Genomic DNA, 24,455 nt, shown 5'->3' with positions numbered 1-24,455 from the left:
CATGCATATACAGAAAGTTTCTGATCAAGATGTCCTCCTTGATGTGCGGGGCCTCGAAACGCATTTCTTTGGCGAAGATAGCGTGACCCGCGCAGTGGACGGGGTCAGCTTCCAAGTTCGGAAAGGCGAAACACTTGGCGTCGTCGGCGAATCGGGATGTGGAAAAAGCGTCACCTCACTCTCGATCCTGCGTCTACTGCCAAGGCTATCCGCTCGAACTGTGGCCGGGCAGATTTCCTTTCACGGTCAAGATCTGTTGAAGCTATCCGAACGACAGATGAGAGGCATTCGCGGTAACGAGATTGCGATGATCTTCCAGGATCCGATGACAAGTTTGAGTCCGGTTCACACCGTGGGCCGACAGATCGCGGAGGCAGTCGAAATTCATACTGGTGCGTCTCGTTCAGAGGCTTTGGCGAAAGCGGAAGAGATGCTGCACCTCGTCCGCATTGCAGACCCAGACCGCCGCGTTAAAAATTATCCGCACGAGATGTCGGGCGGCATGCGTCAACGCGTCATGATCGCCATGGCGCTTGCTTGCTCACCCGAACTGCTGATTGCCGATGAGCCGACCACTGCGTTGGATGTTACGATCCAGGCGCAGATCTTAAGGCTGCTCGTTGAATTGAGGCAGCGGACGGGAACGGCTGTGATGTTTATCACCCACGACCTCGCGGTGGTAGCACAGACCTGTCAGCGCGTGATCGTGATGTATGCCGGTAGGATCGTTGAGCAGGCGAGTGTGACGGATTTGTTTGCGCGGCCGATGCATCCCTACACCAAGGCGCTCATGCGATCGGTGCCAGACAGGCGGCGCGGTAAGGAGCGGCGCCTGCCAGAGATTCCCGGGATTGTGCCGAGCCTGCGCGAGCCGATTGTCGGATGCAGTTTTGCGCCGCGTTGCCCGTTCGCAACCAATATTTGCCGGGAAAAGACGCCAACCCTTGAGCAGTACGGGCCGGATCACGCGGCCGCCTGCTGGCACACCGGAGAGGTCCTGAAGGCATGAACTTTCCGCTGTTGAAGGTCGAGAACTTAGTAAAACACTATCCGCTCGGTGGGGGCATGCTGAACAGGAACGGCCCGGTCGTTCGGGCCGTTGAGGGTGTGTCCTTTTCGGTTGAGGCAGGCGAGACGCTCTGTATTGTTGGTGAATCCGGGTGTGGCAAATCCACGCTTGCACGGCTTCTGATGCGGCTTGTGGACCCTACCGACGGGCGTGTGCTGCTCGAGGGCACCGATATAGCGAAACTCGAAAAAAGCGAGCTTCGCCATTCGCGGCGTCGAATGCAGATGATCTTCCAGGATCCTTACTCGTCCCTCAATCCTCGGTTAACGGCTGGAGAGATTATCACCGAACCGGTTGGGAACTTCGAGCGCATGAATCGCAAGAGGCGTGAGGAGCTTGCAGCGGAGCTTCTAAAAAAAGTCGGGCTGGCGCCTGAGATCATGCACCGGCTTCCATCAGAGCTATCAGGTGGCCAACGCCAGCGGCTCGGGATTGCACGCGCGCTTTCTTTGAAGCCCTCAATTATTATTGCCGACGAGGCGGTTTCGGCTCTCGATGTTTCCGTGCAGGCGCAGATACTCAATTTGCTGATGGACCTTCAAGAGGAACTAGGAATCGCCTTTGTCTTCATCTCGCACGATCTTGGGGTCGTGGAGCATATTGGTCATCGGGTTGCAGTCATGTACCTCGGCCGAATTGTTGAAATTGCGACTTCAGAGGCACTCTTCGCCACGCCGATCCATCCTTACACCCAAGCGCTCATAGCGGCTGCCCCTCTACCAGATCCCACAATGGTTCAATTGGAGGTTCCGGTGGAGGGCGAAGTGCCCAGCCCTGTCAATCCTCCTGGCGGCTGCACGTTCCATCCTCGTTGCCCGCTCGCCGAAGAGCGCTGCCGCATTAACGTGCCCTCGCTGGTAGCGATGCCTGATGGGCGCACCGTCGCCTGTCATGTGCGTGCGCCAGCGGGCAAAATCGAGCACAATCAGCCTGGTACCTCTCAACTTGTTGGGGGTCTTGCGTAGCTACGTTTCGACGAGGTTTTCGCAATTCGCCCAATCAGAATTAGCGCCTGAAGAACCCCCAGGCGACGTCCGGTCGATAATGCCCGCCATAATGCTGCCGGTTGAGCACCCATGGCGCACAGAGCCAGTCTGGGCGGGGCTTGTCTTCGACCTCGAAAGGCTTGGCCCCTTCGGGATGAGTGCAACGCTTTTCAGGCACGGACGAATCTCCATTGAAGTGCCTATTCGGCTCCTCTGTTGGCGTTAGGCCAGCCCCCCGACTGTCTGCACTCCAGCAGTGTGCCATCTGGTTTCCAGATGGCGCTTATATTGAGTCTCTATTTGCATAGGACAGCCCGCGAAGGCACGTTGGTAAAAAAAGGGAACCCAAAATCGCGGGTATACGATCCGCCCAAGCCCACATGTCGCCTGGAGCCTTCGAGGCTAGCTGAACATCGTGGCGGATCCGCGGCCAAGGGATTTTTTCGTTTAGCGGTCCAAGAACAAAAAGGATAAACGATGCGCGGCATCGAAAACTTCGAAAAGCTTAGAGACGAGGCGACGGATTGGCGCCGGTATCTTCACGAGAATCCTGAGCTGGATTATGACGTCCACGACACCGCAAACTTCGTTGCCGAGAAATTGGCCTCGTTCGGCATCAACCACATAGAAACCGGAATAGCGCAGACCGGTGTGGTTGCCGTAATTCAAGGAAACCTTGGTGACGGCCCTACAATCGGGCTGCGTGCCGATATGGACGCGCTACCAATATTGGAAGCCTCGGGCAAACCGTGGGCATCAAAAGTTCCTGGGAAAATGCATGCATGTGGTCATGACGGCCATACTTCAATGCTTCTAGCGGCAGCGAAGTATTTGGCGGATACGCGCAATTTTAAAGGCGCTGTCGCCCTCATATTTCAGCCAGCCGAAGAAGAAGGCCGTGGCGCGGAGAAGATGGTGCAAGAAGGCATCATGGATCAATTTGGCATCTCCAAGGTCTTCGGAATGCATAACTACCCAGGACTGGATGTCGGCAAATTCAGTATTTGCAGCGGCCCCATCCAGGCGGGGCTCGACGAATTTGACATTACGGTTCGCGGCAGAGGCGGCCACGCCGCGACGCCTCACAAAAACATCGATCCCATTGTCATCGGCGCCCAAATCGTTCTCGGGCTCCAGACATTAGTTTCGAGGAACACCGATCCTCAGGAGGCCTTGGTCATCTCCGTGACCAAAATCCATGCTGGAGAAGCCTATAATATCATCCCACAGCACGCAGTTATTTGCGGGACTGTCCGGACACTTTCGCCCGGCCTGCGCGACTTTGCAGAGAAAGGGATTCTGGAAGCCGCTAAGGGTATCGCCGGCGGGTTTGGTGCGGATATCGATTTTAAGTATCGCCGTCTCGAACCGGTCACCGTGAATCACGAGGCCGAGACGAAGATAGCGGTTGAAGCAGCACGCGATCTGGTTGGGCACGCTTCAGTCAATGACCTCATCAAGCCAGGTATGGGATCGGAAGACTTTGCTTACATGCTTGAGGCGCGGCCAGGTTCTTACATCTTTCTTGGCAACGGCCCGACAGCCTCCGTCCACAACCCCGAATACGACTTCAACGACGATGCTTTGCCGTACGGCGTTGGCTACTGGGTGAACTTGGTTGAAAGGGTCCTGGCGCCGTAGCCAGACACCGCCTGGCGCAGAACTTCAGAACCTCGTCAATAGTGGCGGGGAAAAATAGAGGGTGAACGAAGATGAGCATTTTTATCAACCGCAGGCGAATTATGCAGGCGTCCTTCGCCATTGTCGTCGCAACTTTGTCAACGCCTGTTGTCAACGCCTCGGCGCAGACAGCCGGCGAGGTCCGAGTACTGACCTACGGCGGGCAGCTCGGTAAATATGTTATCGAAGCCTACGCCAAACCATTTGAAGCTGAAACCGGCATCAAGGTTATCCCGGTGACACAAGACTTCGAGCTTGCACAGCTCGAGCTGATGCAGAAGACGAATAGCGTGACCATCGATGTCGGCCCTATGAGCCAAGGTGCGGCCCTGCAAGCTGCCCAAAAAGGCTATCTTGAGAATATTGATTACTCGAAATTCAGGAAGGAAGATATCGAGGGGCTTGTCCCGAATGTGAAACAAGATTTCGGCGTCGGCTTTTTCTTTTACACCTACAACCTGGTTTACAACACTAAGAAATATCCCGCTGACAAGGCGCGGCCCGGTGACTGGGCGGAGTTCTGGGATACTAAGAAATTCCCTGGCGTCCGTTACCTGGTGTCGGGCCAATACGGTTCGGAGGGCCCTTGGGAAGAAGCACTCCTAGCTGATGGCGTTTCTCCGGACAAGATTTATCCGATGGACATCGACCGGATATTTGCCAGCCTCGACAAGATCAAACCTCACGTCCGCAAGTGGTGGACGGCCGGATCTGAGATCCAACAGTTGATGCTGAGCGGAGCCGGCGACGTTATGATGTCGTATGACGGCCGCGCGGCCTCCGCGATCGCCCAAGGCGCTGCGTTGGAGTTGAATCGAAACCAGGCGAAGATGACCTGGGATTACTGGGTCATCCCAAAAAACAGCCCGAATGCCGAAAACGCCCAGAAGTTCGTTGAATTCGTTAGCCGTGCCGAGAACCAGGCAGCTTTCGCCAAGCTCTATCCGGAAGGTCCGACCAACCGGAACGCATTTAAACTTATACCTGAGGAGCTTGGCCTTACGTTGCCCAGCCATCCCAAGTATCTTGAGAAAGCGATCCTCTTGAATGGTGCCTGGTACTCCGAAGTAGGCCCCGATGGTCTCTCGAATATCCAGCGCCTTGTGCAACGCTGGAGCGACTGGGTCATTCGGTAATTAGCGCACGCTCGAAGCCAATGTGTCGCCCGGGGGCACATTGGCAACGCAACACAGGCGTCTTTGCGCCACGAATAGAGGATGGCAGCATGTCTCAGTCTGCTCACCTGCGGTCGGATGAACCCCCCGTCGCGAAACTGCCAAAACAGCCAGCCATCAAGGATGAGAATTTGGAAGACCGTGCTCCCGCCCAGATTGAATTTCGTGACGTCACGAAAATGTACGGCCCGATCGCAGCGGTCACCGAGCTTTCACTCACAGTTCGGCGAGGCGAATTTTTGACCATCCTGGGTCCAAGCGGCTCGGGTAAAACCACGGCGCTGATGATGCTAGCGGGATTTGAGTGCCCGACGAAGGGCGACATCTTGATCTCAGGTAAGTCGGTCGCAAATGTGCCTTCGTACGGCCGAGACCAAGGTATCGTCTTTCAAAGTTACGCACTATTTCCGCACCTGACAGTCCGACGAAATCTTGAGTTCCCGCTTGAAATGCGTGGCGTCAAGGCGAGCGAGCGGGCACCCTTAGTCGAGCGCATGCTTAAGCGAGTTCACCTGGCCGAATTTGGTGAGCGCATGCCTTCGCAGCTCAGCGGCGGCCAGCAGCAGCGCGTCGCTCTTGCGCGCGCCCTTATCGCTGATCCTCCGATCCTTCTCTTGGATGAGCCGCTTGGCGCCCTGGATAGAAACCTCAGAGAACAGATGCAGGGGGAGATCAAGGGGCTCCATCGCGAGTTTGGGAAAACCACTATTTGCGTCACTCATGACCAGGAAGAGGCGCTCACGCTGTCGGATCGCATTGTTGTCATGAGGGGGGGCAAAATCGAACAGCTGGACACACCCGAGGCGCTCTACGACCGGCCAGCTACTCGTTTCGTCGCCAACTTCTTGGGAGAAGCAAATGTGCTTGATTCACCGGAACTCGGATTAAAGGACCATAACTTTAACGGAAGAGTACCGATGGTTCGACCTGAGCGCGTCCGGATCTCTGCGGTAAATTCCCCTGCCCCGGTTGAGCTAGATCAGAGCCAGGTCGTCACCGGGATCGTAGAAGAAATGATCTACGCCGGCCCACTCAGGAAGTATCAGGTTCGTGTCGGAGACAAATCCTTGGTCGTGCGCGAACACGTGGCTTCTGGCCAAGAGGTCTTTGCAACTGGTGGATCGGTGCGTCTTGACTGGCTTCGGGCGGACGTCCGGCTGCTCGATGAATGAACCGCGGGGGCGCACAAATGCAAACATTTCAAAGAATTGGCCGTGCTCCTATAATCCTCGTGCTACCGGCTTTGGCCGTACTGTTGGTCGTTTTTGGCGTACCAACCGGCCAGCTTTTTCTCGAAAGTCTGAACGCTCCTAATTTCAGCATTCAGAACTATTCTTCGTTCCTGGGGCAGTATGCCAACATTCGGGTCTTGCTCCAGACGCTGGAGATCAGCGCAATAGCGACGGTCATCTGCTTGTTGGTCGGGTATCCTACGGCATACCTGATCTCGACAGCGTCTAAACGCGCGCGCATGGTCTTGATCGTTCTCGTCGTTATTCCCTATCTCACAAGCGGTTTGGCGCGCACCTATTCCTGGGTCATTATCCTCGGGGACAATGGCTTGATCAACAGCGCCCTCATGAATTGGGGCCTAATATCCAGCCCTCTCCCTTTGATTTACAATCGTGCGGCTGTTTATGTCGGCATGGTCCATATCATGCTGCCGATGATGATACTGCCGCTCGTGAGCGTCATGCTCGGTATCAACACATCCTTGATTGCGGCTGCCAAAAGCATGGGTGCGAAGCCAACGACAGCCTTTTGGCGGGTTTACTTCCCTTTGAGCATGCCGGGTGTTCGAAGCGGAACGCTGCTGGTTTTTGTCATCTGCCTGGGCTTCTACATCACGCCGGCGGCGTTGGGTGGCTTAGGAGACGCCATGCTCTCGACCTTTATTGCCTCCCAGGTCTCGACCGGGTTCAACATGGGTTCGGTCAGCGCCTCTTCGTTCGTGCTTCTGGCGATTGCCGTAGTGATGCTCTCGGTATTCGGCCTGAACCTCTCGGGGACACAAGACAGTGCGCCGAAACTGAGGAAAGGTTTCATGGAACGGTTTAGCCTGCTTCGTGTGGTGAAGCAGTATCTGAATGAGCTTTCGGTCGCTTCAAGATCCAAACAGTGGTCCAAGGCACTTTATCAGGCTCAGAGCGATGGTGGATGGTCGCGTTTTGCCGGCAGCCTCACCTTGACGCTTGTCATTTTCTTCCTGCTGTTTCCCGAAGTCGTGGTGATCATCATGTCGTTTAGCAGCGATGCAACGCTACAGTTTCCTCCGTCCGGTTTCTCGCTTCAGTGGTATGGCAGCTTCTTCGGTGACGAAGCCTGGTATGGCGCAGCCTGGACCAGCATCAAGATTGGTCTGGCCGTTGCGGGTCTGTCGACCGTCCTAGGGACTTTGGCAGCTTACGGCCTTAGCCGGATCGCGTCCGATATTCGAGGCTGGTTGACGATGGTGATCCTCGCCCCGATCACTATACCCGTCATAGTCGTCGGCGTGGCGAGCTACTTCGGCCTGGTCAATCTTGGGATTATCGGAACTGAGACGGGGATCGTACTTGCCCACACGATTGGCGCAATCAGCTACGTGGTTGTCATTGTTTCCGCGACTCTCGCTAATTTCGACCGTCGCTTGGAGCAGGCGGCGAAAAGTATGGGCGCTAGACCTTTTACCGCATTCATGCGGGTGACACTCCCTCTGATCCGACCGGGGATCATTGGCGGCGCGCTCTTCGCATTCATCCATTCGTTTGACGAAGTGGTCGTGACGTCCTTGGTCAGCGGATATTCGGTCCGCACATTGCCACTTAAAATGTGGGAGAACATTCGCAATGAAATCGATCCGACAGTGGCCGCTGTGGCGTCACTGCTCACCCTTTTGCCGATCCTATGGATGATCGCGCTTTACGTCACTTGGTGGCGTGCCAGGAGCGGCTCTCAGAATGAGGTGCTTGAGGCTACCGCTTAGAGAAACAAGGTCCTCCTGGCGGGGACATACCTTGAACTCCCGCCACCAATCTCTCGCTCGTCTCGTTTGGCAGTGTTCGCAAAGCCTTTCGAGCAGCCCGATAAACTCGGCGCTTTCACCAGGGAGTGGAAGCAAAATTAGATCCAATGGAGCAGGTCTCGTGCAGCGAGAAGCGCATGACTGTTTCCAAGTCCGAGCCAACAGGAGCCGCTATGCCAGCCCTTTATTTCACCGAAACCGAGTACCAGGCGCGCCTTGCCGCGACAAAAGTGGAAATGCAAGCGTCAGGACTTGATACCCTCATACTTTCTGATCCGGCCAACATCTTCTATCTGACGGGCTTCGACGCGTGGGCATTTTATGCGCCTCTGTTCCTTGTCGTCGCCGTCAACGAGGATCAGCCGATCTGGATCGGCCGGTTCATGGACGCTGTTTCGGCTCGCGATACGACCTATATGCGCGAGGAGAACATTCGCGCGTATCCAGACAGTTTTGTTCAATCGACCACCTCACACCCCGTTCAGCCGGTATCGGAGATATTGAAGGAACGGCGCCTCGATAGAGGTGTAATCGGCGTTGAAATGGGCGCGTATTATTATACTGCCCGCATCCACGCCGAGTTTGTCAATTCCCTTCCGAACGCTCGGTTCGAGGATGCCGAACTCCTTGTCAATCGCGTACGGTTGGTGAAGAGCGGTGCAGAGCAGACCTATATGCGCCAAGCGGGTCAAATCGTAGATGCTGCGATGTCGGCAGCGGTCGCAAAATGCGCCCCAGGTGTGCGTGAGTGCGACGTGGTTGCAGAGATATATAAGGCGCAGATCTCTGGGCTTCCCGACGCCGGTGGCGTTTATACGACGAGCCCTCCGCATTTTTGTGCCGATGAACGCGTGCGAACACCACATGGCTTGTGGACCGATCGCCCTATGAAGAAAGATGCGCCCCTCAACATCGAGATCGCTGGATCGCGCCTTCACTACCATTGCCCGATGACGCGCACAGTATTTCTGGGCCGGCCGCCGGACAGTTACCGCCGGCTTGCGGCGGCGGTGGTCGAGGGCTTGAACACCACGATGAGCAGCATCCGTCCAGGCATGGCGGCCGAAGAGGTCGAACTGGTGTGGCGTGGGTCTATCGCAAAGCACGGCTTCGAGAAAGAAGCACGCCTCGGCTATTCGATAGGTCTCGGTTTTCCGCCGACATGGGGTGAGCGCACGGTCAGCTTGCGTCCGGGAGACAAGACAGTCTTGCAGCCCGGTATGGCGTTCCACTGCATGTCCGGTCTTTGGCTGAATGACACTGGAATTGCGATCACGCAATCATTCCTGGTGACTGAGGAAGGAAATGAGCCTCTGACGCGGTTCGAGCGGGAGCTGGTCTCCATCACCTAACCTCTCGCAGCTGGGTTCTTGCCCAGCAGCAAGTGAGACGCTTCGCCAGCTCCATAGCGGTCGCGAATTTCTGAGCTTGCGTCACATCCTGTGGCGCCCGCGCACCCCCAGCCCATAGTGACAAGACACCATGAAGAACCTGTTTTCAGATACTTATTTTGAAGCCCGGACGCGTTTTGTCGACGCGACGAAGGTCCAATCTTATCGATCGAGCGAGAGTGGACCTGAAGGGCAGCCACTTTCTACGGATGTCGCCTATCTCGGAGACCCCGATGCAAACAGCCTGCTCGTTACTATCGCAGGCACGCATGGTGTGGAGGGCTATTGTGGATCTGCGGCGCAACTGTCCCTTCTTCAGTCGCAGTTGGCGGGTAGCCTTGGTGGATCTGTCGGCATTCTCTTGATTCACGCCTTAAACGCGTATGGCTTTGCCTGGGATCGGCGCGTCACAGCCGAGGGATGCGATCTTAATCGGAATTTTGTCGATTTCTCCAAGCCGCTGCCGGAAAATCCAGGCTATGACGAGTTGGCAGATCATCTCGTTCCATCTGACCTTTCAGCCGAAAGTTTGGCAGTGGCAGAACGCGCAATCGCGGAATTCCGGGCGACCCGTGGCGAGACGGCGTTTCAGACGGCGCGGAAGAAGGGACAATATTCCCGACCCGAAGGCATGTTTTTCGGAGGCAAGTGCCCGTCAGAGCCGCGGCAAGTGCTGGAGAAAATCTCTTTGGATTACCGGGTTGCACAGCGACAAAAAGTGATCGTCGTTGATTATCACACGGGGCTTGGCCCCTATGGTTATGGCGAGCTTCAAACCGAGACTTCCTCAGGTCTTGAGGGGTATCATCGAGCCTTCGAGATCTTTGGACCGTCGGTGACGTCGCCGGACCTCGGAACCTCATCGTCAGTCGCAATCACGGGTACGCAAGACGAGTTCTGGCAGCGCGAGCTGGGGAGTCGGCACACCTATGTGTGCCTGGAGTTTGGCACCTCCAGTCCGGACAAAGGCCGTGAAGTCCTCCGCAACGATCATTGGCTTTTCGCATACCACCCAGATCAAGCCAACACCGAGATCGGGAAGCATATAAGAAACGCCACGCGGGAGCACTACAACCCCGCACTGCCGGACTGGCAGGAGATGGTCCTGTCGCGGTGCGACCAGGTCCATCGCCAGGCTCTTGCAGCGCTGACGCAGGCGAAATGACGCCGCTGAACCGGTAGGTTTAGCCGCCAGTTGTCCGCGAATATCGATTTCGCTCTAGGCAGAAAGAAGTTCTCAGTTTTGGAGGTGGAAAGTGGAGAAGACCCTAGGTCTACTTCTTTTGGAAAACCGGCCAATCACCCATGCCGGGGCGCTTTGCAATCCCAATACATTTTCGTTTGCAACCCTGCAAACTGCGGTACCAGGAGCCACGGTAAGAACGATCGTAGACGGGGATGAGGATGTTCTTGACGCTTATATCCGTTGCGCTCGGCAACTGGAGAACGACGGCGTGTGCGCGATCACCTCTAATTGCGGATTTACGGCGCTATTCCAAAGCAAGCTTGCAGCGGCTGTAAACGTACCGGTCGCCCTGTCGAGCCTCTCTTTGGTGCCGTTCGCTGCGACGACTGTTCCCAAGGGTAAGAGAGTCGGAATCCTTACCTATGATGCCACACGGATGGGGGAAATACACTTTGCCGCGGCGGGATGGTCATCGGCTCAGATCGATGTCGCCGTAGCCGGCATCGAAGGGTCTGAGACGTGGAGGCAATTGGCCGAGCCCATTCCGGACCTACCGCCATCAGCCATAGTTGAAGATGTGTTGATAGCCACACGATCGCTGCTTAAGCGTGAGCCTGAAGTCGCCGCACTTGTGTTCGAATGCGCTGCCTTCCCGCTCGCGGCCGACGCCGTGCGCCGTGAGACCGGCTTGATGATTGCAGACTATGTCAGTCTGGCGAAAATGCTCCTCGAAGTCAGCCCGGTCAGGGATCAGCGTGGCGCCAACCACTCCCCGTGACATCCCGGGTATTTCAATTCCCTCACAAGCCACTGGTGCCAACATGTGTGAAGAACGAGCTACAATTAGCAATGGCATCCTCGGAATTCTGGATCTTGAGCCAGGGTCTGACCCAAACGGGTCACTTGTGTCTGGGTCCTTGCAGGACTCATCGATTTTCACATTCCCGGCCATTCGGGAGACTGTTTCCGGGGCATGGGCGGATGTTGTCGTTCGTGGTGATCCATCCCTGGAAGGACCTTACATCGCGGCAGCGAAGTGCCTTGTCGGCCGTGGAGCTACAGCGATTACAGCAGACTGTGGCTTTTCAATTCGGCACCAGGCCGCAATTGCGGCTGCTGTCCCCGTTCCGGTTGCTGTGTCAGCCCTCTTGCTGACATCAATGATCGTTCGACAGTTGTCGGGCGGAGCAAAGCTTGCTGTCCTGACCTTTGATTCCACGCACTTTGGGACCGAACTGCTCGGCTTGTCAGATCCCTGTGACATTTCTCGGGTGGTTGTTAGCGGAATCGAAAACACGCCAACTTGGCAAAACGAGATGAAAAGACCGCCGGTGCGGACAGAACTAAGTGTCCTGCGAGAGGATGTCTGTTCGCGTGTGGAGCAGTTGCGGGAGAAACATCCTGAAATCAAGGCATTATTGCTCGAGTGTACCATGTTCCCGCGAATTGCTCGTTCACTCCGCCGATCCACCGGGCTGCCAGTCTACGACGTCACCACTTTGGGCAGAATGCTCATGGAGTCCGTTGCCCCGCGATCCTACGCCAGGCTCGGCTCGAAACCCTGGTCTTAAAAGCTGATCTGTCAGCAAAAATTTCATATAAAGGATGACCATCATGACCATAAGCAAGGCACCACCGGCCTTCCCTCGGGACGAGTATCTGCGGCGTCTTACACTGGTAAAATCTGAAATGGCGCGGCGAGATGTCGAGGCGCTCGTTGTTTCCGATCAACACAACATCACTTATCTTACCGGTTACACCGCTCGATCAGCCTATGTACCCCAAGCCTTGGTGGTTTTTGCGGAGGGGGAAGAGCCCGTCTTCATTTTGCGACGCATGGATGCCCCCGCCGCTTTGCACCAGTGCTTTATGGAGAGGGAGAAAATTATCGCCTATCCAGAGGAGTTGGTTGCTCACCCGGATAAGGACGGATACGACGCTATTATCGAATACCTTCAGAAAGCGGGCTTTGCGGACAAACGGATCGGTATTGAGGAATTCAGCCTTTCCCCACTCACCGCCGAGAAATTCAAAAGACGTTTGGAAGCATCCAACGTCGTTGACTGCACGAAGGCAGTCACCTGGATTCGTCTCATCAAATCCGATCTTGAGATTGACATCATGCGGCAAGCGGCCGCGATTTCAGACGCCGCCATCGCCCGCGCCGCAGAGGTCATTCGCGCTGGAGTGCGCGAAGCCGATGCATGCGCTGAGATTGCCTCCGTCTTGATCCGAGGCGTCAACGGAAAGCCGGGCACGCGGCTTGAAGAGATAGCGATCTGCTCGACGCCGCGAACCGGGACATGCCATATCCCCTGGACCGAAGACACCTTCCGCCAAGGTTCGCAAGTCAACATCGAGCTTGCCGGATCCCGCCATGGCTACTGTGCAGCGCTCATGCGCACCTACTCAATTGGTCCTCCATCAGACCGGCTCCGCAGGGTCCATGATATTCAACTGGAAGGGCTTGATGCTGCGCTCGCGTCCGTTCGACCAGGAGCGACCTGCAGCGACGTTGCTAACGCTTTTTATCGGACCATCGAGAAAAGGGGACTGACAAAGGAATCCCGTTGCGGCTACGCCCATGGGATTGGCTGGACAGAACCGACCGCTAGCCTGCGTGACGGCGACATGACCGTGCTGCAACCAAACATGACCTTTCATTTAATGCTTGGAAACTGGATCGATGAAGAGTTCGGCTATGTAATTAGCGAAACCTTTCGGGTCACCCGCACCGGCGTCGATGTTCTTACCACCGCGCCAAGAGAGATATTCCAAGTTTCGTGACTTGCATGTCGCGCATTGTAAAAAATAGGAGGCCGCAATGACAGAGCATTCAAAAGACCCGCACGCTGGCTCAACGGCCAGTGTTCAGACGACCGGCCCAAACCGAAGCGGCTTGTATCATCTGGAGCACCTACCGCTGTTCCTCTCGAGGCAGGAACCGGAGTTTGCGGCAATATTCGAGGCAGTTGATGCGCTGCCGATCGACGACACTCATTGCCACGTCATCACCGATCAGGATGCGATCACGACGCCAAAGCGTTACCTGGAGCGCATCTCATTGGCGGGAATGCCAATGGCGGCATACTTTCCAAAGGGCATCTACACAGAGTGGCTCAACGGGAATGAAGCCAGGAGGCATGATCTCAATAGGATTTATGACATTCAGGGCAAGGTAGATGCAGTAACCGGAGACATTTCCCAAGGAATTTTCATTAAGTTCCTGGTGAAGGAAATGGCCCAGTTTCTCGGCTGCGAGGCAACACTGGACGCAGTCATCGAGGCCCGCAATGACCGCGGCAAGAACTACTGGACGTATGTGAACAGCCTTTTTCGCGACGTCAATTACGAAAACATCATGCTGGAGACCGGCTACCACGAGGATCGGGGAGGTGAAGCAATTGCCCGCTTCGAGGAGGCGATCTTACCATGCCGGTCAAACCGAATCAGCCGCATTGAAGAGATCCAGAGAGAGTTCTTCCATCTTGACATTTCTTTTGACGAGTTCGAGCAGCGCTACATCAAAAGGCTGCACGAGACTTTAGATGGCAACGGCAATTTCGGGAAGAAATCTTACGGGATGAAATCATACCTCCTGCCGTTCATTGGCCTCATCCGACCGCTGCACGACCGGAATTCTGCAAGAGTATCCTGGGAGGCGCTGAGAAGTTCTTTCAGCAAGTTGCCTGATATGGACCGCGAGTCTGCTGCGGAAGTTACCAAGGATTTGCGCCGCTACACGTTCACCCTCGCGCTCGAGGAGTGCCTCAAGCGCAACATGCCCATGCAGATTCACGCGGGAGATGGTGAAGCTCCCGACGTGGTCCTCCGCAATCAAGACCCTTTTTACTTGGAAGAGGTTGTCCGGTTTGACCGCGACAACATGATGCGCATGCCCAAAATTATTCCACTGCATGCTGGCTATCCCTCGGTCGGTAAGGCCGCCTGGCTCAGTCACCTTTACCCCAACTGCTACTTCGAACTCTCGATTATGACGCCTCACGTGCATCAGAATTTGTATCAGCGATATATGCAGGTGATGGAGGTGGTACCGCTCTCAAAAATCCTTTTTGCGAGCGATGCATACCATATTCCAGAATTGTATTGGCTCGCAGGTCGGTGGGGGAAACGATACCTGGCAAAGGCCCTAACGGATCATGTCATTGGTGGAAGCCTGTCGGGGGAGGAAGCCATCGATGCCGCAAGGATGATACTCTACAAGAACAACCGTAACGTTTACGGACTCGATGACTGAGAGCGGTGTTGCGTCCCTTATGTTGCCGCCGAGAAAGAATCGGCTACCCGGAACTGGGCTTATCGTTTTTTCAGATGATCGGCTGCTAGCTCGCCCATCGGAAGCCCAATCAGCAGAGACTAACGGCACAGTACTCGTAGTTATAGTGCGACCGCAGGCGAAATTTCAAAGAAACCTTTCTATCCATCTCGATTTGCGATACTACTGGAAGTTCAGCGAATTACGGACGACCAGAGTGGATCTTAAGAAGTTAAAATATTTCGTTGGCATAGCCGAGGCAGGCGGATTTACCCGAGCCGCGGAGTATATGAACGTCGCGCAAAGCGCGCTTAGTCTTCATGTGCGAGAGATGGAAGACGGCTTAGGAACCAAGCTCCTCGTCCGTGAGCGTAGCGGCGTCACTCTGACACCGGCTGGCTCGCGATTGCTGCACCACGCGCGCATTATTTTGAATCAGGTGAGTATTGCCGAGGAAGAGCTTACCAGCAAGCCGAAGATACCCGTGGGTGAAGTGTCCATCGCACTGCCGTCCGGTCCGGCACGCTTTATGGCACCAGAGTTACTTAATATGGCGAACGAGCGCTTCCCAAAAGTCTCGCTAAAGATTGTTGAAGGGATGAGCGGTTCGATTGAAGAAATGATGCTTGCGGGCCGATTCAACCTCGCTGTCTTCTACACCATGAAAGATGACGGTTCGTATTATGACGTCCTCGCTGAAGAGGAATTCTGTCTGATCATCCCTCCGGGCAGCCCCCCTTTTGAAAATGTTATTTCTCTTGATCAGTTAAGCGCTTTTCCCCTGGCTGTTCCCATGAATGTCACCAGTGTTCAGAGAGCCGTGACTGACGCAGCAAAAATGCACAATGTCTTCTTAGACGTCCGGTACGAGATAGATTCGCTCTCAACGATCATAGACATGGTCGCAGATGGCAAAGCTCACTCCATATTGACACCCTCCGCAGTCCAGCGCGAAACGTCACTCGGTCTTGTACGAATGGCGAAGATCATAAACCCATCAGTATCGAGGTCGGTAATACTTGCGGTGAATGCACGAGATGAGCGTTCGGCTGAAGTTGCCGCCATCCGAGGGCTGCTTCCGAAGGTAGTGCGCCAGTTGATCAAGGATGGAAGATGGCAGGCGAGATTGCCGCAATCACCGTAACTTTGTCAGGATTCGATCCACATGAAATCATGATGTTGGCTTCGACGAAGAATAATTCTTCTGGCTTTTTCTGCAGCAGGAGCTGGTCACTTTGAAGTCATCGTTCGTGGCCGCGAAACGCCCAGCTCACTACACCCCTTTAAAGCCAGCGGGGCACCGTTCATAATCATTATGTCATCCATAGCGGATCAAGATTTATTGTATAGAAAGTCTGAATTTGACACCCTGCTTGGTTTAACGGAACCATGGTCCGGCCGGATTTCAGCAGTGACGAAAGTCAAAGGAAAGCACCATGCACGATCTTAAAACCTTCAGGCCTTTGGTGAAGGAGGCGACAAAGTGGCGCCGCCACCTTCATCAGCATCCAGAGCTTGATTATGATTTGCACTCAACCGCAGCTTACCTGGAAGGAACACTCCGATCGTTCGGCGTCAATCATATCGAGACTGGCCTTGCGGAGACCGGTTTGGTTGCACTGATTGAAGGAAATCATCGTGGTGGCCCGACGATTGGCTTGAGGGCGGAGATGGATGCTGTCCGCATCGAGGAAAGATCGAACAAACCGTGGTCATCCAAAATGTCTGGAAGAATGCACGCGTGTGGACACGATGGCCACATGGCAATGTTGCTCGGGGCCGCGAAATTTCTCGCCGAAGCCCCAAACTTTGGCGGCACCGTTGCCTTGATCTTTCAGCCAGCTGAGGAAAATGCGCTTGGCGGGCAGCGGATGGTTCAAGAAGGCATTATGGATAGATTCGGAATATCCCGCGTTTTTGCTATGGACAACTCGCCAGGCCTTGATGTCGGGCGGTTCGCAATTTGCGACGGTCCTTTTATGGCGGCGCTGGACGAATTTGATATCGTCATCAAGGGCCAAGGAGGACATGCTGCCAGCCCTCATCGCAACATCGATCCCATAGTGATTGCAGGCCAAATCATCGTCGGCCTCCAGCCGTTAGTCTCCCGCTCGACGAACCCGCTCGAATCGTTGGTCGTCTCGATTACCAAGATGCACGCAGGGGAATCCTACAATGTGATACCCGAGACCGCGACGTTGTCCGGGACAGTCAGAACATTGAAGCATGAGCTTCGAGGCTTGGCTGAGACGCAAATACCTGCCGTAGCGCGCGGGATAGCAAGCGGATATGGCGCGGAGATCGTATTTAAGTACCGCAGGCTTGATCCCATCATGACCAACTCTCCTGAGGAGACGAACCTCGCGATCAGCGCCGCCCGCAATCTGGTGGGTCCGATCTGCGTAGATGACCAGTTCGCGCCCGTCATGGGATCGGAAGACTTCGCGTTCATGCTCGAAGCTCGACCCGGTGCTATGATTTTCATCGGCAACGGTTCAACAGCTTCTCTCCATAACCCAACATACGACTTCAACGATGAGGCTCTTCCCTACGGGATCGGATACTGGGCGAACCTTGTAAAGACAGTCTTACCAGCTCCCTTGTGATAGCGGAGCTCTCATGCTGTAGCTCCGCGATTTCCATCTGCAAAAAATATCCTCTCTCGTGCCGTCTGTTCGGTGCGGGATTCACAGAGCGATCACTCCAACACCGTTGTCGATTGTGACCTCAGTTCCAAATGGCTTCGATAGCTCCTGAATTCGTTGCAGAATGGCCCGGCCTTGCTGTCCGCGGGCAAGCTGCGGGACACCGCGATTGGCAAACCTTTTCGAATGGCCAAGTTCGATAGGATACAACGTAAGCGGTTAGCTGATGGCGTCAGGCCTGAAGTTCCATGGCATAAGCGCCTCGAGCTCGGATACTGGCCAGCCTTTAGCGATGCGGGTCAATGTCTGGGAGAGCCAGTCGAGCGGGTCAACATTGTTCATTTTGGCCGTCTGGAGAAGCGTGGCCAGCGTCGCCCATGTCCGTCCACCGCCCTCGCTACCGGCGAATAGACTGTTCTTCCTCGTGATCGTTTGGGGCCTGATTGCGCGCTCGACGATATTGGAGTCAATTTCGATCCGGCCGTCCGTCAGGAAGCGCTCCAGTGCTTCGCGCCGGGTGAGCGCGTAGCGGATAGCTTCGGCGGTCTTGGACTTGCCAGAGACCTTGCCCAGTTCCTTTTCCCAAAGATCGAAGAGGTTGGCGACGATGGTCACCGACTTCTTCTGACGCAGCGTGGAGCGGCTGTCGGCATCCCGACCGCGGGCCTCATCTTCGATGCCCCACAACTCGGTCATCGCGACGATCGTGTCCGTTGCGGCCTTGGAGACACCGCTGATGTGAAGATCGTAAAACTTGCGGCGAAGATGCGCCCAGCACCCTGCGAGCTGGATCGTTTCATTGCTGCCGGCTTTGGCACGCGTCTTGGCCAGACTGGTATAGGCCGAGTATCCGTCAACTTGCAGGATGCCGTTGAACCCGGAGAGATGATGCGCCACGCAATCTGCGCCCCTACTATCCTCAAACCGATAGGCCACCATCGGCGGACTGGTTCCACCAAAGGGTCTATCATCGCGAGCATAGGCCCAAAGCCAGGCTTTCGTCGTCTTGCCCGAACCCGGTGCGAGGGTAGGCAATGTCGTCTCGTCGGCGAAGACCCTGTCGCCCTCCTTGACGCGCTCAAGAATGTAGTCGGCGCATATCTGCAGTTCGAAGCCCAGATGCCCCATCCACTGGGCCATCAACGATCGGCTGATCTCGACACCGTCGCGTAGATAGATTGCCTCCTGCCGGTAAAGCGGAAGGCCGTCGGCGTATTTGGAGACGGCGATATAGGCGAGCAGCCGTTCTGTTGGCAGGCCACTTTCAATGATGTGTGCCGGTGCCAAAGCCTGGATCACGCCATCGTTGCCCCGGAAGGCATATTTGGGGCGACGCGTCACGATGACCCTGAACTGAGGCGGCACGACATCCAATCGTTCGGAGCGATCCTCACCGATCAGGACCTTTTCCAGCCCCTCGCAGCCGGCCGGGATCTCTGGCTCGATCACTTCCTCGATGCGTTCGAGATGAGCGGCAAAACCCTTGCGCGGACGTGGTGCTCGTTTCGGCTTGTCTTTGGCCGCGTAATCAAGCTCGCTCTGGATTGCCGAAAGGCCGGTCTCGACTTCCTCGAAGGCAAAGGACACCTGCTCGTCATTGACGCCAAGGCGCAGTCGCTCGGAACGGGTGCCGTGTTGGGTGCGCTGCAGAACCTTCAGGATCGATGTGAGGTTGGCAATCCGCTCGTTGGCACTCTTCTCCACCGCTTCCAACCGGGCGATCTCGGCTGCCGCGGTGACAAGCCGGGCTTCCTTCGCGGCCTGTTCGCGGGCCAGCGCAAGAACCATCGCTTTCAGCGCGTCAACGTCGTCCGGCAGGTCGTGAAGGGGCAAATCCATGGGAATGAGTAGAGCACAAAAACAGCCGTTTTCCCAACCATTACAGCGGCATGATTCATCTTGCCGCAGGCGCTGTCAGCCCGTCAACAAGGGTCGCCTGACCTTGGTCGGGCGGATCTTTTTCCAATCCATTCCGGCCAGCAACGCCATGAGCTGAGAATGGTCAAGACGTATCCGTGCCGCCGATATGCCCGGCCAGCAGAAGCCTTGATCTTCCAGGGTTTTCAAATAGAGGCAGACCCCGCTGCCATCCCACCACGCGATCTTAATTTTGTCTGCCCGTTTCGACCGGAAGACGTAAAGCGCGCCATTGAAGGGATCGAGACCGCCATCGCGCACCAGCGCCATCAAAGACGCGGACCCCTTGCGGAAGTCGACTGGCTGGCACGACACATAGACCACAACACCAGACGCGATCATGCCTTGCGAACCGCCCGCAGAACCTTCACCAGGTGATCGGGGTCAAAATCGCCGCCGACGCGCACCACCATATCTGCAATGACAATATCTACCGAGCCGCTGCTTACCGTTTCAACGCGCGCGAACTTGATCTGCTTGCCCGTTTCCTCCGTCAGCGGCGCAACAACTCCCGATGCCAGTGCCTTGCGACGCCACCCATAAAGCTGCGAGGGATCCAAGCCTTCAGACCGGGCAACCGCCGAGACATTGGCCCCAGGCTGCAGCGCCGCGGCGACGATCCGCGTCTTTTCGTCATCCGACCATTCCCGGGGCTTGCGTCTTTGTCGCACGGGCTCAGCCGTCAAAACCTCAAAGGTTCGATGGTGATTCACAGTATCGCTCATAGGATTCTCCGCATGATTCATGCAGAAAATCGCTGATCAGCAGTCCGAAAGATACGTGGGATGGCCTACGCGCTTACGATACAACCGCGTTTGCGCGAGCTGATTATTTTCAAACCGGCTCACTGCAATGACGCTTTCGTGGAATATCGGGTCAGAAAAACCCGCGTCCGTCTCATATCCTTCTGCCATTTCTGCCAGCGTCACTTCCGCATCGGTGTCAGTTCGCGGATCCTTGCCGTATGCGGCGAACATGTCGGCGCCGACCGGTGTCCAGAGGTCATCCATTATGAAGTTGCCGACGCTGTAGAAGATCGGCCGACCCTTGTAGATCTCGATGCCCCTCAATTGGTGCGGTCCATGAACGATGTATGCGTCGGCCCCGGCATCAATCATCTGACGTGCAAACGCTTGTTCATAATCGGGAGGCTGCTGGCTCCAATTGCCCGGCTCATGGCCATGATTGGTGACGATACAGAAATCGGCGAACTGCTTTCCCTGCCGAGTGTTGCGCAGGACGTTGGCGACGTCGATTGGGTTGGGTCGGTAGCTGTAGCCTCCGTTCTCGCCGGTCGTGTACGTCGCTCCAGCCAGCTTAAGAGAAGTTGAATTGCTTTCACCTGGCCGATAGTTCGGCAATGCGTTACGCACTTGTCGTAGACTTTCAAACATTGGAGGAGTAACGACAATCCGTTCTTCGAGACGAAGGGGATTAAGCCCAGGTCGGCCCGGTGCCTCACCGGCCGGATCGCATGCACGCGACATTGGGGTAAACGTCGACGCACATGATATCAGCGCTACCCGACCGCGCGGGGTCTCCAGGAAACGCGCAGCACCAGCTTTTGCCAAGTTTTCGCCAACTCCAGCGTAGACAATTCCATTCTGACCGAGCGCTCGGCATGTCTCGCGCATGCCCTCAACTCCCCATTCGAAGGTATGATTGTTGGCATAGCTCACCAAGTTAAAGCCCATGGACTTCAGATCAGGCCCGAGATCTGGCAGGCTGACGTGATTGGCACCACCGTGCTCCGCCTGTGGGCTTCCTTTGAACGACCGGATGTCGAGGATATTGGTTTCCATATTCCCGAAAGTGGCGTCAGCGTTGCGCAGGATCTCGACGACCTCACTGAACCCTGGATGGTGACCTTTTGTGAGCGGTCGCGTGACGATCAGGTCGCCAACAGCCACCAGCGTGAAGCCATCTGCGACGTTTGTCTCAACGCAGCCATCGACGTCGTGGAGGCCTGGCTGAACCGGTCCATTATCATCATGCCCAGAATTAACCGCCAGCTTTTCCGTCATGAATCTATCCTCAATGTCGTTCGTTCGTTGAATTGTAAAGTCAATGAACTGTCTCTCATCCTGCCCGGCATGCCGAACATGCGGCCTGTACGCCCCGTAGTCGGAGGTCCGGATCAGTCCTCACAAAGCAATGCGTGATAGGTGGCAGAGCCAAATTCTGGCACACATCGCCAGCTGTCCGCCAAGCCACGTTGTCAGCCCATCCTAAAAAGATGGCTGCCGCCGAAGCGGATTCGACGACAGCCAGTTCGCCCCGGAGGGCGGGGAAACTCCAATGTATTCCTTGCGGAGAAATCAACTCGCCAATCGTGCTTTCACGATTTCGGCCGCTGCCTCGTAGCCAATCGACGTCACAAGTTCTGTTGCGAACGCCGTGCTATTCTTGAGGTTGGCTTCACACTGTGCAGCGTTCGCCTGAACCCCTTCGGCGCATGTTCTCGTAAATGTCCCGATCGCTTGCTTAAGGAGCTCCATGGCGTTGTGGATACTGAAAATGATCACCGGCTCCATGGCGTTCAGCTGAAGCTGCCCTGCTTCGGCAGCCATGCCGACCGTCGTATCCATGCCATATACATAAAAACAGACTTGGTTCAGTGCTTCTGCAGCAACCGGGTTGACCTTCCCAGGCATCAACGAAGAACCCGGTTGAAGGGATGGTAGCACAATCTCGCCGATACCCCCGCGCGGGCCGCTTGACAGGAGCCGAAAATCATTCGCGATCTTCGAAAGCTTCGCCGCAGTTCGCTTCAAAAGCCCCATGTGAAGCATGAATGCGCCCATGTCCCAACTTGCCTCCAGCAGGTCTTTTGATCCGACCACTGGCAATTGCATGTTGCGGGATAAATTCTCGATCGCGCGCTGTCGGTAGGATGGGGTGGCTGCGACCCCGGTTCCGATTGCTGTACCGCCGAGGTTGACCTCCAGAAACAGCCGCTCTGTCTCGTCAAGACGGTCACAGTCTTCCAAAAGCGTCGTCGCGAACGCTGCAAACTCCTGTCCAAGCGTCATCGGAACAGCGTCCTGCAATTGGGTTCGCCCGAGCTTGCTGATATCTGCAAACTCTTTCGCCTTGCGATTAAGGGCCGCGGCGAGATCGGCGAGCGCATCGCGCAGTTGGCGGCTAGCTGGGATCACGGAAAGCCGGACGGCAGTCGCGTATGCATCGTTTGTTGATTGGGATCGGTTGACGTCGTCATTTGGATGAACCAGACGCCCCTCGCCCCTGAACCCACCCAGCAGTTCGCTCGCACGATTTGCCAATACCTCGTTCATGTTCATGTTGGTGGAAGTGCCCGCTCCACCCTGAAATACGTCGACGAGAAATTCTTCGTGGTGCCTGCCCGCCAGCACTTCCTGGCAAGCCAGCACGATCGCGTCTCGCTTTTCGCTTGGCAGTAATCCCTCGTCACAATTCGCCTGTGCAGCAGCCATCTTTACGTGGGCGAGTGCCTGTATGACGGACGGCATGCTTTTGATCGGAATGCCCGAGATCGGGAAGTTAGCGAGCGCTCTGGCCGTCTGAGCGCCATAATATCGATCTGCCGGCACGCTCACCGGGCCAAGGGGATCGTGTTCGATACGAGTGTCATTAGACATTGTTGCCTCGATTGTTCAGGCGGCGTTGCCTCGGGTAGCCCAGGATCACGAAAAACTCAGCGCCAGTTCTAGCGCCAATTGTCATCCGCGATTGATACAAACGACCTTTGGCTGGGTCATGTCCTCGTAGGCAAAGCGAACGCCTTCGCGGCCCATGCTGCCGTATTTGAAGCCGCCAAAGGGCATGGCATCGAACCGGTAATCGGAGCTATCGTTGATCATCACACCGCCTGCCTCAATCCTGTTTGCTGCGTCGAGCGCGACGTTGAGATCGTTGGTGAAGATACCGGCATGCAGGCTGTATTCGGGATCATTGGCAATCTCGATGGCTTCACCTATGGTCTCGAACGGAGCCAGCATGACAACAGGCGCGAACACTTCCTCACTCCATAGCCCGCAAGTTCGCGGCGTGCCTTCGAGCACCGTTGGATGATAAAGCGAGCCTTCGCGACGATGACCGCAGAGCAGCGTCGCTCCAGCGGCAATCGCGTCATTGACAGCAGCTTCGGTCCGCTCGGCCGATTGCGCCGAGATCATCGGGCCGACATCGGTGTCGCCGCGCAACGGATCGCCGGCCTTGAGCTTTTTGGTCCCAGCGACGAAGGCATCTCGGAACCGCTCATAAAGAGCCGCCTGCACCAGGATGCGCTGGGCGCCGATGCAGTTTTGGCCAGCCGCCCAGAACGCGCCGGAGACGCAGCCCTCGACCGCTTTATCAAAGTTGCAGTCACTCATCACGATGACGGGGGCGTTGCCGCCCAATTCCATTGCCAGCTTCTTAAGCCCCGCCGCGCGGCTAATGGCTTCGCCGGTGGCAAATCCACCGGTAAACGACACCATGCGGACATCTCGGGATGTGATCAAGGCAGTGACCAGTTCCCTGTCACCGTGAACAATGGTGATGACATCGCGTGGAAGGCCGGCTTCCAAGAGGGCATCGACGAGATTGACGGCGGAGAACGGCGTCAAACTCGACGGCTTCAGTAGCACTGCGTTGCCGCCTGCGATCGCCGGACCGAGCTTGTGCGCGACCAGGTTCAGCGGATCGTTATATGGCGTGATAGCGGTGATGATACCGAGCGGTTCCCGCGTGAACCAACCCTGGCGCTGTTCTGATCCGGCAAATGCATCGAAGGGGATGATCTCGCCTGCATTGCGCTTTGCTTCCTCGGCAGAGAGTTTTAGCGTATTGACGCAGCGACTGACTTCCTTGCGTGCCTGAACGATCGTCTTTCCGGCTTCGCGTGCGATGGTCTCGGCAAAGGCATCGCGGCGGCGCTCGATAAGTTGTGCAGCACCTTCGAGGATGCTTGCCCGCTTGTGCCGCGGCAGGTTGCGCGAGAGTTCGGCCCCGCGACGGGCACGAGCGATGAGTTCGTCGACGTCGGATGCCTCCGTTGTGTCGATCGATCCGATCAGAGAGCCGTCAAACGGACTGTAAACAGATATGGGCGGCAGGCCCGCTTTGATATGAAGTTTGGCAGCGGTCATAGGCCAACTTCCCTT

18 protein-coding genes and 1 pseudogene are annotated in these 24,455 nt (G+C 56.0%); 13 read left to right on the top strand and 6 right to left on the bottom strand.

Features of this window, described 5'->3' with window-relative positions:
- Nucleotide 1 precedes the first annotated feature (1 nt).
- From CUJ84_RS33760 to CUJ84_RS33695, 13 genes are all read left to right on the top strand, one after another.
- A complete protein-coding gene (locus CUJ84_RS33760) occupies nucleotides 2-1,009 on the top strand; it encodes an ABC transporter ATP-binding protein (protein WP_105009867.1) in 1,008 nt (335 codons plus the stop codon).
- Nucleotides 1,006-2,034, top strand: coding sequence for an ABC transporter ATP-binding protein (locus CUJ84_RS33755; protein ID WP_105009866.1), 1,029 nt, complete (start codon nucleotides 1,006-1,008; stop codon nucleotides 2,032-2,034). The genes CUJ84_RS33760 and CUJ84_RS33755 overlap by 4 nt, the downstream gene beginning before the upstream one ends.
- A gap of 498 nt (nucleotides 2,035-2,532) precedes the next feature.
- Entirely contained in the window at nucleotides 2,533-3,696 is a 1,164-nt protein-coding gene (locus CUJ84_RS33750; RefSeq protein WP_105009865.1) for a M20 aminoacylase family protein, read from the top strand.
- Nucleotides 3,697-3,767: 71 nt separating this feature from the next.
- Nucleotides 3,768-4,871, top strand: a complete 1,104-nt coding sequence (locus CUJ84_RS33745) for a polyamine ABC transporter substrate-binding protein (protein ID WP_105009864.1) — start codon at nucleotides 3,768-3,770, stop codon at nucleotides 4,869-4,871.
- 89 nt (nucleotides 4,872-4,960) lie between these two features.
- Nucleotides 4,961-6,082 carry an ABC transporter ATP-binding protein gene (locus CUJ84_RS33740; RefSeq protein ID WP_105009863.1) on the top strand — a complete coding sequence of 374 codons (1,122 nt, stop codon included), beginning with the start codon at nucleotides 4,961-4,963 and terminating at the stop codon, nucleotides 6,080-6,082.
- 17 nt (nucleotides 6,083-6,099) lie between these two features.
- Nucleotides 6,100-7,875, top strand: coding sequence for an ABC transporter permease subunit (locus CUJ84_RS33735; protein WP_105009862.1), 1,776 nt, complete (start codon nucleotides 6,100-6,102; stop codon nucleotides 7,873-7,875).
- A 176-nt stretch (nucleotides 7,876-8,051) separates the two neighbouring features.
- Nucleotides 8,052-9,266, top strand: coding sequence for a M24 family metallopeptidase (locus CUJ84_RS33730; protein ID WP_245457628.1), 1,215 nt, complete (start codon nucleotides 8,052-8,054; stop codon nucleotides 9,264-9,266).
- Nucleotides 9,267-9,396: 130 nt separating this feature from the next.
- Nucleotides 9,397-10,470 carry a DUF2817 domain-containing protein gene (locus CUJ84_RS33725; RefSeq protein ID WP_105009860.1) on the top strand — a complete coding sequence of 358 codons (1,074 nt, stop codon included), beginning with the start codon at nucleotides 9,397-9,399 and terminating at the stop codon, nucleotides 10,468-10,470.
- A 91-nt stretch (nucleotides 10,471-10,561) separates the two neighbouring features.
- On the top strand, nucleotides 10,562-11,269 hold the full coding sequence (locus tag CUJ84_RS33720; RefSeq protein WP_105009859.1) for a hypothetical protein: 708 nt from the start codon (nucleotides 10,562-10,564) through the stop codon (nucleotides 11,267-11,269).
- An 836-nt stretch (nucleotides 11,270-12,105) separates the two neighbouring features.
- Nucleotides 12,106-13,278: a M24 family metallopeptidase gene (locus CUJ84_RS33710; protein ID WP_105009857.1), complete on the top strand. Its 1,173-nt coding sequence runs from the start codon at nucleotides 12,106-12,108 to the stop codon at nucleotides 13,276-13,278.
- A gap of 37 nt (nucleotides 13,279-13,315) precedes the next feature.
- A complete protein-coding gene (locus CUJ84_RS33705; RefSeq protein WP_105009856.1) occupies nucleotides 13,316-14,749 on the top strand; it encodes an amidohydrolase family protein in 1,434 nt (477 codons plus the stop codon).
- Nucleotides 14,750-14,984: 235 nt separating this feature from the next.
- The gene (locus tag CUJ84_RS33700; protein WP_105009855.1) at nucleotides 14,985-15,911 is read left to right on the top strand and encodes a LysR family transcriptional regulator; all 927 of its coding nucleotides are present in this window, start codon (nucleotides 14,985-14,987) and stop codon (nucleotides 15,909-15,911) included.
- A 292-nt stretch (nucleotides 15,912-16,203) separates the two neighbouring features.
- Nucleotides 16,204-17,373, top strand: a complete 1,170-nt coding sequence (locus CUJ84_RS33695; protein ID WP_105009854.1) for a M20 aminoacylase family protein — start codon at nucleotides 16,204-16,206, stop codon at nucleotides 17,371-17,373.
- A 258-nt stretch (nucleotides 17,374-17,631) separates the two neighbouring features.
- Here CUJ84_RS33695 and tnpC read toward each other — a convergent pair whose 3' ends face one another.
- The 6 genes and pseudogenes from tnpC to CUJ84_RS33665 all read right to left on the bottom strand — a co-directional run bounded on the left by tnpC (nucleotide 17,632) and on the right by CUJ84_RS33665 (nucleotide 24,440).
- The gene (tnpC, locus tag CUJ84_RS33690; protein WP_105005954.1) at nucleotides 17,632-19,251 is read right to left on the bottom strand and encodes an IS66 family transposase; all 1,620 of its coding nucleotides are present in this window, start codon (nucleotides 19,249-19,251) and stop codon (nucleotides 17,632-17,634) included.
- Between the two features lie 75 nt (nucleotides 19,252-19,326).
- Nucleotides 19,327-19,671, bottom strand: coding sequence for an IS66 family insertion sequence element accessory protein TnpB (gene tnpB, locus CUJ84_RS33685; protein WP_105005955.1), 345 nt, complete (start codon nucleotides 19,669-19,671; stop codon nucleotides 19,327-19,329).
- Nucleotides 19,668-20,075: a transposase gene (locus CUJ84_RS33680; protein ID WP_245457544.1), complete on the bottom strand. Its 408-nt coding sequence runs from the start codon at nucleotides 20,073-20,075 to the stop codon at nucleotides 19,668-19,670. The genes tnpB and CUJ84_RS33680 overlap by 4 nt, the downstream gene beginning before the upstream one ends.
- Before the next feature lie 39 nt (nucleotides 20,076-20,114).
- Nucleotides 20,115-21,353, bottom strand: a pseudogene (locus CUJ84_RS33675) (CapA family protein); the annotation flags it as partial.
- 294 nt (nucleotides 21,354-21,647) lie between these two features.
- A complete protein-coding gene (locus CUJ84_RS33670) occupies nucleotides 21,648-22,949 on the bottom strand; it encodes an aspartate ammonia-lyase (protein ID WP_105009852.1) in 1,302 nt (433 codons plus the stop codon).
- 81 nt (nucleotides 22,950-23,030) lie between these two features.
- Nucleotides 23,031-24,440, bottom strand: a complete 1,410-nt coding sequence (locus tag CUJ84_RS33665; RefSeq protein ID WP_105009851.1) for an aldehyde dehydrogenase family protein — start codon at nucleotides 24,438-24,440, stop codon at nucleotides 23,031-23,033.
- Nucleotides 24,441-24,455: the final 15 nt, after the last annotated feature.

The organism is Rhizobium leguminosarum, from assembly GCF_002953715.1.
Classification (GTDB): Bacteria; Pseudomonadota; Alphaproteobacteria; order Rhizobiales; family Rhizobiaceae; genus Rhizobium; species Rhizobium leguminosarum_V.
Note: the sequence above shows the minus strand (reverse complement) of the source record. Positions and strands in the feature narration are given on the sequence as shown.